At 31.3% G+C, this 14,366-nt stretch carries 16 protein-coding genes and 1 pseudogene; 15 read left to right on the top strand and 2 right to left on the bottom strand.

Annotation, left to right across the window (positions count from 1 at the left end; all coding sequences use genetic code 11):
- Positions 1 to 2 precede the first annotated feature (2 nt).
- The 5 genes from AABD74_RS09000 (at position 3) to AABD74_RS08980 (ending at position 5,039) form a co-directional block, all read left to right on the top strand.
- Entirely contained in the window at positions 3 to 1,220 is a 1,218-nt protein-coding gene (locus tag AABD74_RS09000; RefSeq protein ID WP_406845299.1) for a hypothetical protein, read from the top strand.
- Positions 1,221 to 1,385: 165 nt separating this feature from the next.
- Complete coding sequence (locus AABD74_RS08995) at positions 1,386 to 1,982, top strand: glycoside hydrolase family 19 protein (protein ID WP_232681666.1); 597 nt, start codon at positions 1,386 to 1,388, stop codon at positions 1,980 to 1,982.
- A 263-nt stretch (positions 1,983 to 2,245) separates the two neighbouring features.
- The gene (locus AABD74_RS08990; protein WP_232681665.1) at positions 2,246 to 3,142 is read left to right on the top strand and encodes a hypothetical protein; all 897 of its coding nucleotides are present in this window, start codon (positions 2,246 to 2,248) and stop codon (positions 3,140 to 3,142) included.
- A 520-nt stretch (positions 3,143 to 3,662) separates the two neighbouring features.
- The gene (locus tag AABD74_RS08985; protein WP_406845298.1) at positions 3,663 to 4,217 is read left to right on the top strand and encodes an REP-associated tyrosine transposase; all 555 of its coding nucleotides are present in this window, start codon (positions 3,663 to 3,665) and stop codon (positions 4,215 to 4,217) included.
- Positions 4,218 to 4,571: 354 nt separating this feature from the next.
- Entirely contained in the window at positions 4,572 to 5,039 is a 468-nt protein-coding gene (locus AABD74_RS08980) for a hypothetical protein (protein ID WP_406845297.1), read from the top strand.
- A 213-nt stretch (positions 5,040 to 5,252) separates the two neighbouring features.
- On the opposite strand, the gene AABD74_RS08975 is transcribed toward AABD74_RS08980, so the two are convergent.
- Positions 5,253 to 5,651: a hypothetical protein gene (locus AABD74_RS08975; protein ID WP_406845296.1), complete on the bottom strand. Its 399-nt coding sequence runs from the start codon at positions 5,649 to 5,651 to the stop codon at positions 5,253 to 5,255.
- A 93-nt stretch (positions 5,652 to 5,744) separates the two neighbouring features.
- Between AABD74_RS08975 and AABD74_RS08970 the strand changes: the two genes are divergently transcribed.
- From AABD74_RS08970 to AABD74_RS08945, 6 genes and pseudogenes are all read left to right on the top strand, one after another.
- Positions 5,745 to 5,975 carry a hypothetical protein gene (locus AABD74_RS08970; protein ID WP_406845295.1) on the top strand — a complete coding sequence of 77 codons (231 nt, stop codon included), beginning with the start codon at positions 5,745 to 5,747 and terminating at the stop codon, positions 5,973 to 5,975.
- A gap of 381 nt (positions 5,976 to 6,356) precedes the next feature.
- Positions 6,357 to 7,589, top strand: coding sequence for a TMEM143 family protein (locus AABD74_RS08965; protein WP_406845294.1), 1,233 nt, complete (start codon positions 6,357 to 6,359; stop codon positions 7,587 to 7,589).
- Positions 7,590 to 7,594: 5 nt separating this feature from the next.
- Entirely contained in the window at positions 7,595 to 7,900 is a 306-nt protein-coding gene (locus tag AABD74_RS08960; protein ID WP_406845293.1) for a hypothetical protein, read from the top strand.
- Positions 7,901 to 7,958: 58 nt separating this feature from the next.
- A complete protein-coding gene (locus tag AABD74_RS08955) occupies positions 7,959 to 8,423 on the top strand; it encodes a DUF962 domain-containing protein (protein ID WP_406845292.1) in 465 nt (154 codons plus the stop codon).
- Positions 8,424 to 8,493: 70 nt separating this feature from the next.
- Positions 8,494 to 9,240, top strand: a complete 747-nt coding sequence (locus AABD74_RS08950; protein ID WP_232681658.1) for a hypothetical protein — start codon at positions 8,494 to 8,496, stop codon at positions 9,238 to 9,240.
- Positions 9,241 to 9,392: 152 nt separating this feature from the next.
- Positions 9,393 to 9,752: pseudogene (locus AABD74_RS08945) on the top strand (MBL fold metallo-hydrolase); the annotation flags it as partial.
- Here AABD74_RS08945 and AABD74_RS08940 read toward each other — a convergent pair.
- Positions 9,742 to 10,536 (bottom strand): zinc-dependent peptidase, encoded by a 795-nt coding sequence (locus tag AABD74_RS08940; protein WP_232681657.1) that lies wholly within the window; start codon positions 10,534 to 10,536, stop codon positions 9,742 to 9,744. The pseudogene AABD74_RS08945 and the gene AABD74_RS08940 overlap by 11 nt on opposite strands.
- A gap of 405 nt (positions 10,537 to 10,941) precedes the next feature.
- On the opposite strand from AABD74_RS08940, the gene AABD74_RS08935 reads away from it, so the two are divergent.
- The 4 genes from AABD74_RS08935 to AABD74_RS08920 all read left to right on the top strand — a co-directional run bounded on the left by AABD74_RS08935 (position 10,942) and on the right by AABD74_RS08920 (position 14,315).
- Positions 10,942 to 11,571 carry a hypothetical protein gene (locus tag AABD74_RS08935; protein ID WP_232681656.1) on the top strand — a complete coding sequence of 210 codons (630 nt, stop codon included), beginning with the start codon at positions 10,942 to 10,944 and terminating at the stop codon, positions 11,569 to 11,571.
- Between the two features lie 110 nt (positions 11,572 to 11,681).
- Positions 11,682 to 12,284 (top strand): dihydrofolate reductase family protein, encoded by a 603-nt coding sequence (locus tag AABD74_RS08930; RefSeq protein WP_406845291.1) that lies wholly within the window; start codon positions 11,682 to 11,684, stop codon positions 12,282 to 12,284.
- 31 nt (positions 12,285 to 12,315) lie between these two features.
- Positions 12,316 to 12,510, top strand: coding sequence for a hypothetical protein (locus AABD74_RS08925; protein WP_406845290.1), 195 nt, complete (start codon positions 12,316 to 12,318; stop codon positions 12,508 to 12,510).
- A 191-nt stretch (positions 12,511 to 12,701) separates the two neighbouring features.
- Positions 12,702 to 14,315: a hypothetical protein gene (locus AABD74_RS08920; RefSeq protein ID WP_406845289.1), complete on the top strand. Its 1,614-nt coding sequence runs from the start codon at positions 12,702 to 12,704 to the stop codon at positions 14,313 to 14,315.
- The last annotated feature ends 51 nt before the right edge of the window (positions 14,316 to 14,366 follow it).

The following is a 14,366-nucleotide window of genomic DNA, read 5'->3' as shown; positions in this document are numbered from 1 at the left end:
GCATGAAAAATTGTATTCAATTAATTGTTTTTATTTTCTTTATCACATCAAATGTAAGTGCTCAGAAAGAAATTAATATTGAAGACTTAAAGACGCCTAATTCGCCTGGTTTTCAAATTCTTGATATAGCGCCAACTTCTATTGAGCGCCCGGTCAATCCAAAAGCTTTGGCAGTAAGCCTGCTTAGTTTAACCAGCAGCGGAACGGTAATACCAAAGAATTTTGCAATGGAAATTTCACCTTATTGGTACACAAAATCAGACAACGCAAGTGTTTATCAATATCTTAGTATTAATACCGAAAACAAAGAAACATCTGATTTTAGCGGAATCCTGAGAAAAATGAGCATTTCTATAGCTTCTGTATTTAGTGATTCAACTTCCGGAAGTTTAATAAAGAACACTAATTATATTTCATTTGGTGTCCGTACTAACTTATTCACATATCGAACAGCGGCGCAAAACGAAAAATTACAGCAATCCCTAAAAAATATTACCGAAAAAATAAAAGAGATCAAGAGCAACGATGTCGAAAAGAAAAAACTATTAGGGCTGCGTGTTAAATACAGAAATGATTTAAATAATGAACCAGACCAGGACAAAAAGGCTGTAATTATATCTAAAATCGCTTCAATAGAAACCCAAATTGACAACCTGATTGAGGCTTCACCCGAAGAAATGGAAAAAAAACTGGACGCAGACGAGGATGTTCAAAAAAACATGAAATCACTAAAAGAACTTCCTTTATTCCAGCTGGATGGTGCTTTTGCTTATTCAGAAGCTATTCCTGGAAATAAATATGAAAACAACCGGTTCAACAGAAGCGGTTTCTGGTTCAATGCTTCATTAAATGCTTTTAGCATAGATAAAGAAAAATTAGAAGACAACCTTTCAATATTAGGAACTTTAAGGTTTATAAGAGATAACGCCCTTGTCGAAAACACCCTCGATGAGTTTAAAAAGAACAAAGCTTTTGATTATGGATTCAAAGCAGAATATACCGTTAAAGATTTTTCGATTTCAATCGAATATTTAAAAAGGGAATATTCAGGAAACAGTGCATTGAATAGTGAAAGAACAGTTGGTGTTCTGGAATACAAACTAAACGATAATCTCTATTTTACCGGTACCTACGGTAAAAATTTCGGGCAGGAAAACAATCTTTTTACCCTATTTGGGATAAACTATGGTTTTGGGAAATCTTCATTAAAAACGGAATAATAAAAAACACGGGAAAACAAACCAACATAAACGCCTGTTTACGACTCATATAAAAGTATAGTTTTTTGCTGTTAATCAGCTTCGGTTTATCATCCCTGGTTTAGAATTTATAAATGCTGCTAAAAATGTCAGCCAGAAGTATAAATTAATTAATAACTAACGATCATGATAAACAAAAAATTTTTCTTCGACCAGGTAAAGCTCCGTCTTTTTGGCGGCAGCATGAACACAAAACAAGTAAATGGATTAAATACCATTTTAGAGGAATGGGAGGCTAACTATGCCAAAAATGACGATCGCTGGCTGGCTTACATGCTGGCCACTGCACATCATGAAACGGGACGCACCATGCAGCCTATTGAAGAATGGGGAAAAGGGAAAGACCGCCCATATGGAACCAGATTAAAAATGGCAAAAGGTAAAAACGGAAAAAGAATCCCATATACAGATACTACAGAAATATTTTATGGCCGTGGTTTTGTACAGCTTACCTGGTACGAAAATTATGATAAAGCCGGAAAAAAACTAGGGCAGGATTTTTTACACAATGCTGCTGGTGTTATGAAACCCTCCAATGCTACCAAAATTATGTTTTTGGGCATGACAGAAGGCTGGTTTACCGGAGCAAAACTTTCTACTTTTTTCAACCCAACAACTGAAGACTGGAAAAATGCCCGAAAAATAATTAATGGTACTGATAAATGGGATTTAATAAAAGATCATGCCTTAAAATACTACTCCGCAATTAGCCATACGGTTTAAAAATCTTACGGTGTCTAATGGGAAAATTATTCTTGTTGGGAGGAAATATCCAATTTTATTAGATAGTTTTTTGAAATAATTTTTTTTTGTTTAACAGATTTTACAAAATACTCAACTTAAATTAGTTGAGTGTTTTTTTTGTTTTTTTTAGTAATAAAATACCGTATAAATACGCGGTGTTGTTTTTTCAAATTGTGGTAATCTTGTTTAAACAAATGTTAAAAAATCTAATTAACCCATAAACTATCAAAAAACTACTAATTATGAAAACAACTTTACGCTTTTTATTAATTTCGTTCTTTACTTTAACATCTTCTCTAATATGGTCGCAAGCCATTCCTGAAATTACATCGCTAACAGAAACAAAAGTTATTGGACAAGGAACTCCAAATGCAATACTGCATATTAAGCCCGCAAATGCAACTGCAGTAATTGATATTACTATTCCTGACGATGGAATAATAAATTCACCTTTAAAAGGAGTTGCCGCTGGAGTTGATGCTATAATTTGGGAATCTCTCGCAGGAAAAGAATCAACTAAAATTGTAGAACCAATACTATCGGATTCTGAAATGGTAACATTATTAAGTAATCCAAAATATGTTGGGAATACGGCACGAAAGAACTTTAATACCTCTCAAAGATTAATTGCAGAAGATTTATTAATGAAAAGTACCGTTGCCACCTATAAAAGAACAATTGTTAATACTAACTTCACTATACCCGTAGCACGTTTTGATATAACTAAACCAGAATATGACTCAAGTGGAAATTTAATAAGTGATACTAAAGGCAGTATTTCTCTTTTTTCATCTTTTGGTTTTGGAATTGGAATTTGTGGTGGACGTTCTGAAGTTACGAGAGATAGTAACGGAATAATTATCGACGACTCTTTCTCAAATACATTAGGTGTTTATTTAGGTGTTTTGTATCAAGCAACTACAGGAGAAAATCAAAAAAACGTATTTGCTCCAACATTATCTTTATCAGTACTAGATATACAAGTAGGAATTGGTTATGATTATGGAAAAGTGCCACAAAATCAAGAACGAACATTCATAACTGTATCATATGGAATTCCGTTGTTCAAGCTCTTTAAGACAAATCATAGAGTTTGGTTAGACACTCAAAAAGAGCCAATAAGTGTCAAAAAAATCTAATATTTAAGAACGTAGCGAAACAACTATTATAGGCCTGTGCAAATTTGCAGGTATTTTGTACAGGCTATATTTCTCTAAAAAGTTCCTGACTAAACTTTAATATAATTATTTCAATACTAAGTCTACGGGTATTAAGTAAACTTTTAAATTAAATCCGGTAAAAACATTAGGAGTTTAGTTTGTACTTACCGATATAATTACCTGAAAATAAAATTAATAAGTTACGGATTTTCATAAAATAAAAAATTAAATAAATAAGAAATTTGCTTTGATAAATAAATCAGATAGCACGTATTTGCATTAGATCCTCAAACTTGAAAACCTTGTAAAGTGAATTTCTTTGCGGGCACGGATTGCAAATCTGCGCTATCGCTGCGTATATCTGCCGAATGAGATCAGGTTTTGATCTACAGACAAAGATAGCGCGGATTTGCAATCCGTGCCCGCAACAATAAGACACAAAGTAAAAAAAGCTGCAAAATAAAAAATTGTAGCTTTTTTACTATTTTTGAATCAAAAAATGTCTACTAAATATAAAGCCACAACTCCTGAAAATGCTTATTTTATAACCATAACAACCGTAGGATGGGTTGATATTTTTACACGATTAAATCAAAATTATGTAATCATCAATGCATTGCAATATTGCCAGCAAAGCAAAAATCTGGAAATATATGCTTATTGTATAATGTCAAGTCACATTCATATGCTTTGCAGGGCAGTTAATGGTACTGTTTTATCTGATATTATCCGTGACTTTAAAAAATTCACTTCAAAGAAAATTATCCAAACTATAATTGAAGAACCTGAAAGCCGGAGAGAATGGCTTTTAAAACATTTCGAAAATGCCTGCGAACATCTTAAAAGAGCACAAAAATATAAGGTTTGGCAAGATGGTTATCATGCAGAAGTTGTAGAAAGTAATTGGTTTGTTAAACAAAAAGTAAATTACATTCATAATAATCCTGTCAATTCAAAAATTGTTACACTGCCTGAGGATTATTTTTTTAGTTCAGCCAGAAATTACGCAGGACTAAGTAATGATTTAGACGTAATTGTTTTAGACTTGTTTTGATTCTCTTTGCGGGCACGGATTACAAATCCGCGCTATCTTCGTTTTTTTCGGAAAACGAGCAAATATCTTTTGATTAAAATAACCTGCCTTCTGCCGAAGGAAAGGGTCTGATTTGGGAAAATGAAAACTTTCAAATTGAAAATTCCATAATTGAAATTATTGCTTTTGATAGTACATACTCTATAATAAAATTTAAAGACAAAAACCTGTCTGATAAATTTAAAAACTATTTTCGGGAAGCAATCGAATCAGAAAAATTTTCTTCTTTTTAAAAAAAAATCACATTGAAAATAGTTTTCTTACATAAATAATTACCTTAGCGACCTAAGAAATGTTAATATAATTTGTTAGAAAATGTCCATTTTTAATTTCCTGTTTAAAAAATCAAATTTAGAATGTCCCAGATGTCTTGGGAAAGGCTTTGTTGATTGGGATGATATTAGACGTTTAAACAAACAATTAAAATGGGTTCCGGCTCCCTGTGCCTATTGCAATGGTTCTGGAAAAACTACCGAAGAAATGCTTTCAAAAGTTCCCGTCGATATAACTTACCTTACTATTGATTTACCTGAATCTGAAATTGAAAAAATAAAAAATGGCGATGAAGAAACCCTGGAAAAAGGAAGACAGAAAGAACTTTTTTTAGAAAATCTTATAAAATATGCCCAGGATCATTACCTGAACAACAATATGGATGCCGAAACTATTGCAGATTTATACCTTCGCACCGAAAATGAAAATGCCTTATTTTCGATAGAAAGAGAAAACTTAATACAATATATTCAGGAAATAATTGAATTAAAAAAATCCGAACTCAATTAAAACCTTTGAACCTCAAGAAAAACTAAAAACAGGTATAAATACGCATTGCCAGAATTTTAATAAGTAGTAAAATTGCTGTGAATAATTTTTTCTTTTAGAATATAGTCTTCCGCAAGGAAACTTGTTAAATTTTGTCAATTTTTTTGGAACAAAAAAGTGAGATTTCATATCGCTGGTAACGATTAGAAATCTCACTTTTTATTTTATCAGTACTTAAATACTATTGCTGTTTTGTTTGTAAACCGCAATTTGCTCATCTAAATGCTGAATAATCTTTTTCAGGCTTTCAATCGTTTCCTTTCGGGCTTCAGCAAGGTCTTTATAATTAACAGCCTGCTCAGTAATTTTTTCTGTCTTTTTATAAATCTCACCGGTATCACGCAGGATATCCAGTTTAATCATATCCCCTTCTCCCGTTAAAAGCCATTCAATATCAATATCGGTATATTTTTTTAAGATATTTTCTAATTTATCTACACCTATTGTTTTATTATGTTTTAACTGGCTTGCAAAAGAACCGTTAGACATACCCACCACTTTTTCAAAGGCACCCACTCTAATACCTTTGTAATCTAAATACTGTTTGATTCTATTTATAGTATTCTCTGCCATAATGCGTCGTTTTTTTATAGAAATAATCTAATTTATACTCATTCTTAAGAAATATCTTACTATATTTGTCTTACTTTTAATACAAATTAAGCAATGAACAAAAATATAAAATCTAAGCCAAGTTACAATCAAGATGTGTTAAAGATTATCAAAGAAAAACACGGTTATTCTTACGATTACATTCGCAAATCAATTCGAGGCGATCGTGCAGGCATTATCTGCGATCTAATAAAGGAAGAATATAAGAAGCTTGACAATGAATATAAGATCGTGAGAGAGAATCAGGCTGCCAGATTAAAAAAAGAAAAAGACCAGAATAAATAAAAGTATATACGATTAGAATATTTGGATCAAAATTACCAAAAAGAGCGGCCCTGCTCTTTTCTCCGGGAGCAGGCAAAAGACTGAAATAGAAGAATCCCAACTCTCTATATCTAAGTTTATGCAATGGGCCGCCAAACATCTATTCATACAATAGATACAATATTAGTTGTGCAGCTGATCCGGGCATAATCTAATGTATTTCCCCTAAGAAACTAAGCCGTAAAGAAATATCTTTGCGGTTTTTGTTTTTATCAAAATAAGCAAACCTGCAAAGCGTTTTAATTTTATAGATCTTTTAGCAATAATCAACCGCTGAATTATTTACAACCTTTGTACCTTTGCGCTTCCACGCCAAAAAACAAATTAAAGTCCAGGATCGATATGACTCGAGAACAATATATTCCGTTTAATAAAGAATTCTTACTCGAACAGCAAATTGCAGCTTTCGCCGATGACAAACAAAAGGTTGATGATTTTAAAAAATTATTCGATATTATCGAACATTATTATCACTATGAATCTTTTAACCTTAATCGAAACTTAAAACATAACTACGCGCTCTATGATCCGGATTTGAGCGAAAAAGAACGCGAAGGATTTATTGGCAAGAGCAATTTTTCTGTTTTTAAAGAAACACTGCTTACTGTTTTAGAACGCGGTAATTATTACAGAATCGATCAGGAAACCTTAAAAGAAGCCTTTACAGAATCTGATTTAATAGGTTTAAATCTCGCAATTGATTTTCACGCTTTTAAGGATTACGAATTGTATGTTCGCGGCCATCATAAAGCAAAAGAAACCGTTAAAAAATATTATTTCTGGAAGAAAGAAGTTGAAATCGAATATTATGACCGTGTTCTTATTTACCTCAATTACAGCGATGCCGATTATTTGACCCAGAAGAAAGTCAAATTAGGAAAAATGCCAATTGATCCGGGTTCTATAGCTTTAAAAATCTTTAAGCGCGTTCCTAAAAACGATCTTGAAACAATTTTTCCAAACGCAGTTCCAAAAATGTCTTTAAAAGACAAACTGCTGCTTTGGGTTCCGGGAGTTTTTGGAGGTATTTCATTATTAAGTGCCAAAGTAATACCGGCCTTAATAAAAATGTACAATGCTTATCAAACCGGCGAAGCTATCGATTTATTAAACAGTAAAACCTCCTTAAATCAAGGTTTAATTGCTTTAGGAATTTTATCTGCCTACTGCTTTCGTCAATACAATAATTTCATAAACAAGAAAATCAGATATTCTAAAATGCTTTCAGACAGTTTGTATTTTAAAAATGTCGGAAACAACAGCGGTGCCTTTTATTCCCTTTTAAATTCATCTGAAGAAGAAGCATTAAAAGAAACTATTTTAGCTTATACCTTTTTAAATAAAAGCCAAAATCCGTTAACTGCCCAAGAACTGGATTTTCAAATTGAATCCTGGTTTGCCTCTCAGTTAAATACCGAATTAGATTTTGATGTAAATGATGCTTTACTAAAGCTAAAAAACACCGGCTTAGGAATAGAAACCAACGGAAAATGGAAAGTCATTCCGTTAAACGAAGCGCTTGTTACAATTGATGAATTGTGGGATAACGTTTTTGAGTATAATATGACCAAATAATATAAATGAATAAATTAAAACCTTTTTCAATTTCTGTAATATTGCTTTTTGTATCTGCATTTATAATCTCTAAAAATACACAGCAATTTAGATATATTGATAAATGGAGATGGCTTTATCACGTTGGCTGGATTTCATGTTATACTTTTCAAATTATTTCTTTGGTTTTATCTTTTATGTTTTTAATTTTTGCTTTAAAAAAAGATTTCAATTTAAACATAAAATATAAATTCATTTGGATTGCTCTTGGCTTATTTCCTCTATTATTTTGGTTACTAATTACAATTTTTATTGTTGGTTTTAAGATGTAATAAAAGCTTCGATTTTTTTTACTAGATTTACGTTAACTAACCTTTAAAACCACAAAAAATGAGAACATTAGATCAATGGTTTGCAGAATATGCCGTAAGTCATCAAAACCCAAAAAACAAAGCAATACATTATATATGTGTTCCGGCAATTTACTTTTCTATTGTTGGTTTATTAATGAGTATTCCGAGCGGTATTATTGCAGATACTTTAAAACTAAATGCACCAATTATTGAAAACTGGGCCTTCCTTGTTTTACTTTTTGTTCTTGTTTTTTACATTAGGCTTTCTATTTCAATGGCTGTAAAAATTGCAATTTTTTCAGGAATCTGTTTAGTTGTCAATTATTATATCGGGCAGATTTTTCCGTTGTGGATATTCTCTATCGGTGTCTTTGTAATCGCCTGGATCGGGCAGTTCTACGGTCATAATATCGAAGGCAAAAAACCTTCATTCTTAAAAGATCTTCAGTTTTTATTAATTGGCCCGGCCTGGGTTGTAGAGAATTTGTTTTCGAGAAAATAAGCATTCTCTGAGTATAAACCCATTACAAAATTGATTTATTTTTATTGTTCAGAACTTTAGCCCCAGGTTTATGAAAATAGATACCAAAGAAATAAAGATTGAGAATTATGATATTTTTACATACCGAAGAATCAGGCGGGCTATTGGTTATTTAGGGTTTTTACTGCCTGTATTTTTGGTTGGTTTTTCTTTAATTCCCTTTTTTCAAACCAAAATACAGCCTTCAGTCAGTCATTACTACTACACAAATTTGAGGGAAATTTTTACCGGAACTCTATGTGCCGTAGGCTTATTTTTGATTCGGTACAAAGGCCAGGGAAATAAATCGATTTTAAAAAACGATAATTTACTAACTAATATTGCCGGAATTATGGCAATTGGCGTTGCGCTGGTTCCCACAAATCCCGAAAACATTTCACAAAAAATCTATACCATTATTCCATTTACCGAAAAATGGCTCGGCTGGCTGCATTATGGTTTCGCGGCGTTGCTTTTTTTGATATTAGCTTTACTGGCTATTAATGTTTTTACGATTACAAAGGAAAAAGAAACTGAAACGCCCAAAAGCATTTTAAACGAAAATAATATTTACAGAACCTGCGGTTATATTATTTTGATTTCTATTGTTTTGGTTCCCGTTTCAGAGAGTTTAAAACTATTTATGCATTCTACATTGGTTTTTGAAGCGCTGGCTCTTTTTGCGTTTGGAACCGCTTGGCTTATAAAAGGACGTGCATTAGGAGATCATGGTAAAATTGGGCAAAAATTATATCAGGAAAACAATCCTGTTGATACTGAAAAAGTATTCGAAGAATAATGGTGCATTAAGAATAAATTCTGCAGGTATATTTTTTAGATATTCAACAACTTAACTGTTATCAGTTCTAAAATTTTTATATCATGAAACTTACTCATTACAGACATTCCTGTTTTTCTGTTTATGCAAATAAGTAACATCTTCTCTTCGACCCTTTTATTACTCCAAACGAATTAGCAAAACATATCAATGTCGACGAAATAAAGGCTGATTATATTTTTATTTCGCACGCACATTACGATCATATTCTTGATGTTGAAAGAATTGCAAAAAACACCGGAGCGAAGGTTCTTGGAAATTTTGAGATTTACAGCTGGCTCTTAAAAAATGGAATCGAAAATGCACATCCGATTAATCCGGGCGGAAAATTCAGCTTTGATTTTGGAACTGTAAAATGTGTGATCGCACAGTATCCCAGTAGTTTTATAGACGGAAGTTATGGCAAAATTGCAGCTGGTTTTGTACTCACAACTGCTGACGGAAATTTCTATTGTTCTAAGCCTATTCTTTAAAATTAATCATGGCTTTTACATGTTCATACAACTCTGGAAACTCTTTTTTAAAGATTTCCGGAGTTTCAAAAAAATGTTCCAGAATCACTGCAAGAAATTCAAATTTATTGGTGTAGGCATAATCTCTAAAATAATGTTTTTCTTTAAGCCGATTAGTTAAAACATCTTCATCAAAATACTTTTCAATTTCAGTAAATTCATCATAGAAAATAACCGCTCCCGGATCTGAACTTTTTCTGGAATAAAAATGCAGCACATGCCCAAATTCATGAAGCCCGAGATTGATATTGTCTTTTGTTTGATGTCCGGTTAAAAAATCTTCCCACGAAAAAACCACTGCTTTCATCCTTGGGTTATATTCTCCTTTATGATATTCCTGACTAATTATCGAATAATATGCTGACGGATAAACAATAATATTTTCAAATAATTCGAGCAGATAATTCCGCATTCCAAAAGTCAGCATTATGTAAGTTCCGGCAATGATCAATTTCATTTCCTGAGTAACTTCAATATCTTTTCCGATGAAATTATAGTGTTTAATAAAACTTTTTACACGATGTTCAAAATAGCTTTTCTTTTTATCAGACAGGTTTAAATAATATGAAAATTCTCTGCGCAGGATATCTTTATCCTGGGGATCTAATTTTTTTAAAACCGGATACCAGAATAAGAATAATGGTTTATTAAATATTAGTAAATAAGCCGGCTCAATAATCCTGAATATAATTATTAAAATAAATAAACCGCCAAATAAGACTGCAATAAGGAGAAGAAAAAGCATAGTTTTAATTTCAATTTTGAAACAGAAAACTTTGTTGGTCTCTGTTTGGCTAAAATAAAAATTAAAAATTGAGATTTCGTGTTTTTTTTATTTTCTAAAAAACAGTCAGTCAAGTTAATTACACTCTCTGACTAAATGCTGACTAAACTTTTTGAGAGTTAAAATAGTACCATAAAAAATTCTTAACCCTGAGAATTAATAAGTGAATATCAGTTTCTGCTTCTTGAAATAATGACTTAATTATTTAAGCAAACATTTCTTATATTGGTCTGGCAAAATACCAGTTTTTAAAATTAAGTAAACCATTAAATAGTCTGAATGAATTCTCTAGTCGTACATTTTTAAATTCAATAATCATTCCCCTTAAATATACCCCAAATTTACACAACCTATAAACGATTTAAAATGAACCAAAAAAAATCTTCAATTGACCCGCTAATAAAAGGTGTTTTTTTACTTAGAAACCTAGGATTCTTATTTGTATTACTTATACTATTTGCAATTTGCTGTAATAATACATACAACAGAATTTATGGAGACAGCCATTATAAAAACAAAATAGAAAATTTATTAAAAAATGGAAAAACTGTACTTGCAGAACTCGACAATGATTATGTCACAACACAAATTAAAAGTGGTAATTCTTATAAATTCACATATGAATTTAAATACAGCTTTAAAATAAATGATAAAGTTTATAATAATGTATTCACAACCGAAGAATTCATACCACAAGACCCCAAAAGACTAGTTAAATACCTAACAGTACACTATTTACCCGAAGATCCAGACGTTAATCAAATTGATGCCGAAGCAGAATATGAGTATGCAAAAGAGAAAGTCGATGAACATGGCATTGGAATGCTGCTTTTAAATATTTTTGGTTTATTTATAACCTTTATTTTAATTTTATATGTTATAATTATTATCAGGGATAAAATTAAAAACATAGATCAGCCTATTGAAAACACGCACCAAAAAGCTCAATTTTATAATGAAGTTAGTCAAAAGACAGACTATTCAAACTTAAGATAATTAATTTTATTAAAGACAAAAATCGAAAAGCTTTTGACGATTGTATTTCTTAGTTCATCAATATTTTTGCATAGATAATTAATTTTGTATACACACAAAACCAATATATTATGAGAAAAATAATTGTTTTGTCGATGATTTCGTTAGATGGAGTAATGCAGGCTCCGGGCGGACCAAAAGAAGATAAATCAGACGGGTTCAAATATGGCGGCTGGACGGCACCCTTTGGCGACGAAGCTTATAGTAAAGCTGTAGCAAATGAACTAAAACCCGCAGATTATCTTTTGGGCAGAAAAACTTTTGAAATCTGGGAAAAATACTGGCCTAAAAACGCTGGATTCTGGCCGGGAATTAATGAAGGCAATAAATATGTTTTCTCTAAAACCAGAAAAAAATCAGACTGGAAAAATTCTAATTTCATCAAAAGTCTGGCCGATATAAAGAAACTCAAAAATTCTGAAGGTTCAGACATTCAGGTTTGGGGCAGCAGTGAACTTATTCATTTACTATTGAAAAATGATTTAGTAGATGAACTCAGATTAAAGATTCACCCGTTACTGCTTGGTAAAGGAAAAAAGCTGTTTGACAATACTGCGCACCCGTCAGGATTTACTTTAACAGAAAGTACTGTTACAACAACCGGAGTTATTTTGGCCAGTTATAAACGAGCCGGAAAAGTAAAAACGGGAAATGCCGGAGAAACTATTAAATAATAATTTATAAATCGAAAAATAACAACAAAACATGGAGAATAAAAATAATGTACCTGTCTTTACTTTTGCCATCGCAGCAATCATTGTAGGCGCAGCGCTGTATAAGCAATTTGACTTTGTGACACTAAAATTTGAGAAACCGGCGCTGGCAATTGTTTACTTCATAGTTTTTGCTTTTTCAATTTTTGTTCTAATTAAAAACTTCAAAAAACGAGCAGGAAAATAAACGAAATCCGGCTAAAAAAAACTCAACAAATAAACCTGTTTCTTTACGAAACAGTTTTTTGCGTTTAATGATATTTATTAAAATAAATTATAAGTAACATTTTACAATAATAAATTTTGATTTTTAAAATTTATAGTACTAATCTTATTTTTTTATATAAATTTGAGGCTAATCATTCAGAATTATATTATATGAGGTTACGAATATTTTTATTGTTCTTTACTATTATTTCATTTAACATTCATTCCCAATCTTCAGCCAAAGAAATGATTGATAGTTTAAATACTATTAGCAATCACGAAAAAAAAGTGGCATTGTGCAGTAAAATTGCATTAAAACTTCAAAATTCTGATTGGGACAGAGCCATAAAATATATAGAACTTGCTGAAACTGAAGCAAAAAAATCAGAAAAATCAGAACTAACTCTGGCCCAGGTTTATGTTACGACCGCTAAAATGTATTCGTCAAAAGAAGTTTTAGATGTTGCTTTGCAATATTATTTAAAAGCCCATGACATTTACAAAAATAATGACAGCCCGGAAGAAACGGCCAAACTAGAAAATAATCTCGCAATTATTTACAGCCAGGGAAAAAATAAAGAAAAAGCATTACAATATTTCTTAAAAGTATATCGCTATCAAAAGTCAAAAAACGATCCTGTTAAGTTTGTAAAAATTTTAAACAACCTAGGCACTAATTATTTAAGTAAAAATTTAGACTCTTCATTATATTACTACCATAAAGCCCGAGTAGTCAACCAAACCATAAACGACAATAATTTAAAAATATATGTCTCTACCAATCTGGCAAGAGCTTATGCGCTAAAAGAGGATCAGGCAAATGCCGGGTATTATTTTAATAAAGCTTTTTCTTTAGTAAAAACCACAGATAATAATTTAGTACAGGCATTTGTCTATGAATCTTTTGCTGATTATAATTTAAAAGAAAAACAATATGATGCTGTAATTCTAAATGCAAAAAAGGCGCTGGAATTATACAGGAAAAATGAATATAGTATTTCGGGTTTAAACCTTAACAAAATACTTTATCAAGCATATATAAATAAACAGGATTATAAAAATGCTGTTTTCTATTTTCAGAAATACAATACGATCAATGACAGTATACATATCGAAGAAAAGGCAATAAATCTGGAGAAGATTAAGCTGGAACAGGAGTACAAAGCACGCAGCCAGATAAAATCACTTATTGAACAAAAAAAAATGTTCAAATACTTTATAATTGGATTGATATTAATTTTAGCCACATTAGTTTTAATTATTCTCTTAATAAAATACCGAAAAACAAATATTAAAAATCAGCTGGAAAAAGAGAAACTAAAAACAAAGATGAAAATATTAAATCAAAATCTGGATGCTAAAAATAAGGTTCTTATAGGAAAAGCAATGTCAGAAATACATCGTACAGACAGTATTAATGAAATCCTGAATGATCTTAAAAAGATAAAACTCAAAACCGTCAGTAAAGAGATACAGCAAGCTATAGATTTAGTCTTAAAGCGTTTAGAAAAAAATTTAAATACAAATAGCTGGCAGGAATTTGAAATAAGTTTTGAACAAGTTCATAAATCTTTTTTTTACAAATTAATCGTAGATTATCCTTCTCTTACCCCAAAAGACCGCAGATTATGCGCTCTTTTGTACCTTGATTTAACTACAAAAGAAATCTCTCAAATTACAGGGCAGTCTTTTAAATCGATCGAAAATGCGCGGACCAGACTACGCAAAAAGTTTGATTTAACTAACGAAAAAGTAAATCTGTCTACCTATCTAAACACATTATAATTCTATTTAAGCAAAGATAAAAAACCAAACTAATCGACTGATTTAGTTTGG

It is taken from the genome of Flavobacterium soyae (genome assembly GCF_045348165.1).
Lineage (GTDB): Bacteria > Bacteroidota > Bacteroidia > Flavobacteriales > Flavobacteriaceae > Flavobacterium > Flavobacterium soyae.
The sequence above is the reverse complement of the archived record's forward strand: the minus strand, read 5'-3'. Positions and strand labels throughout refer to the sequence as shown.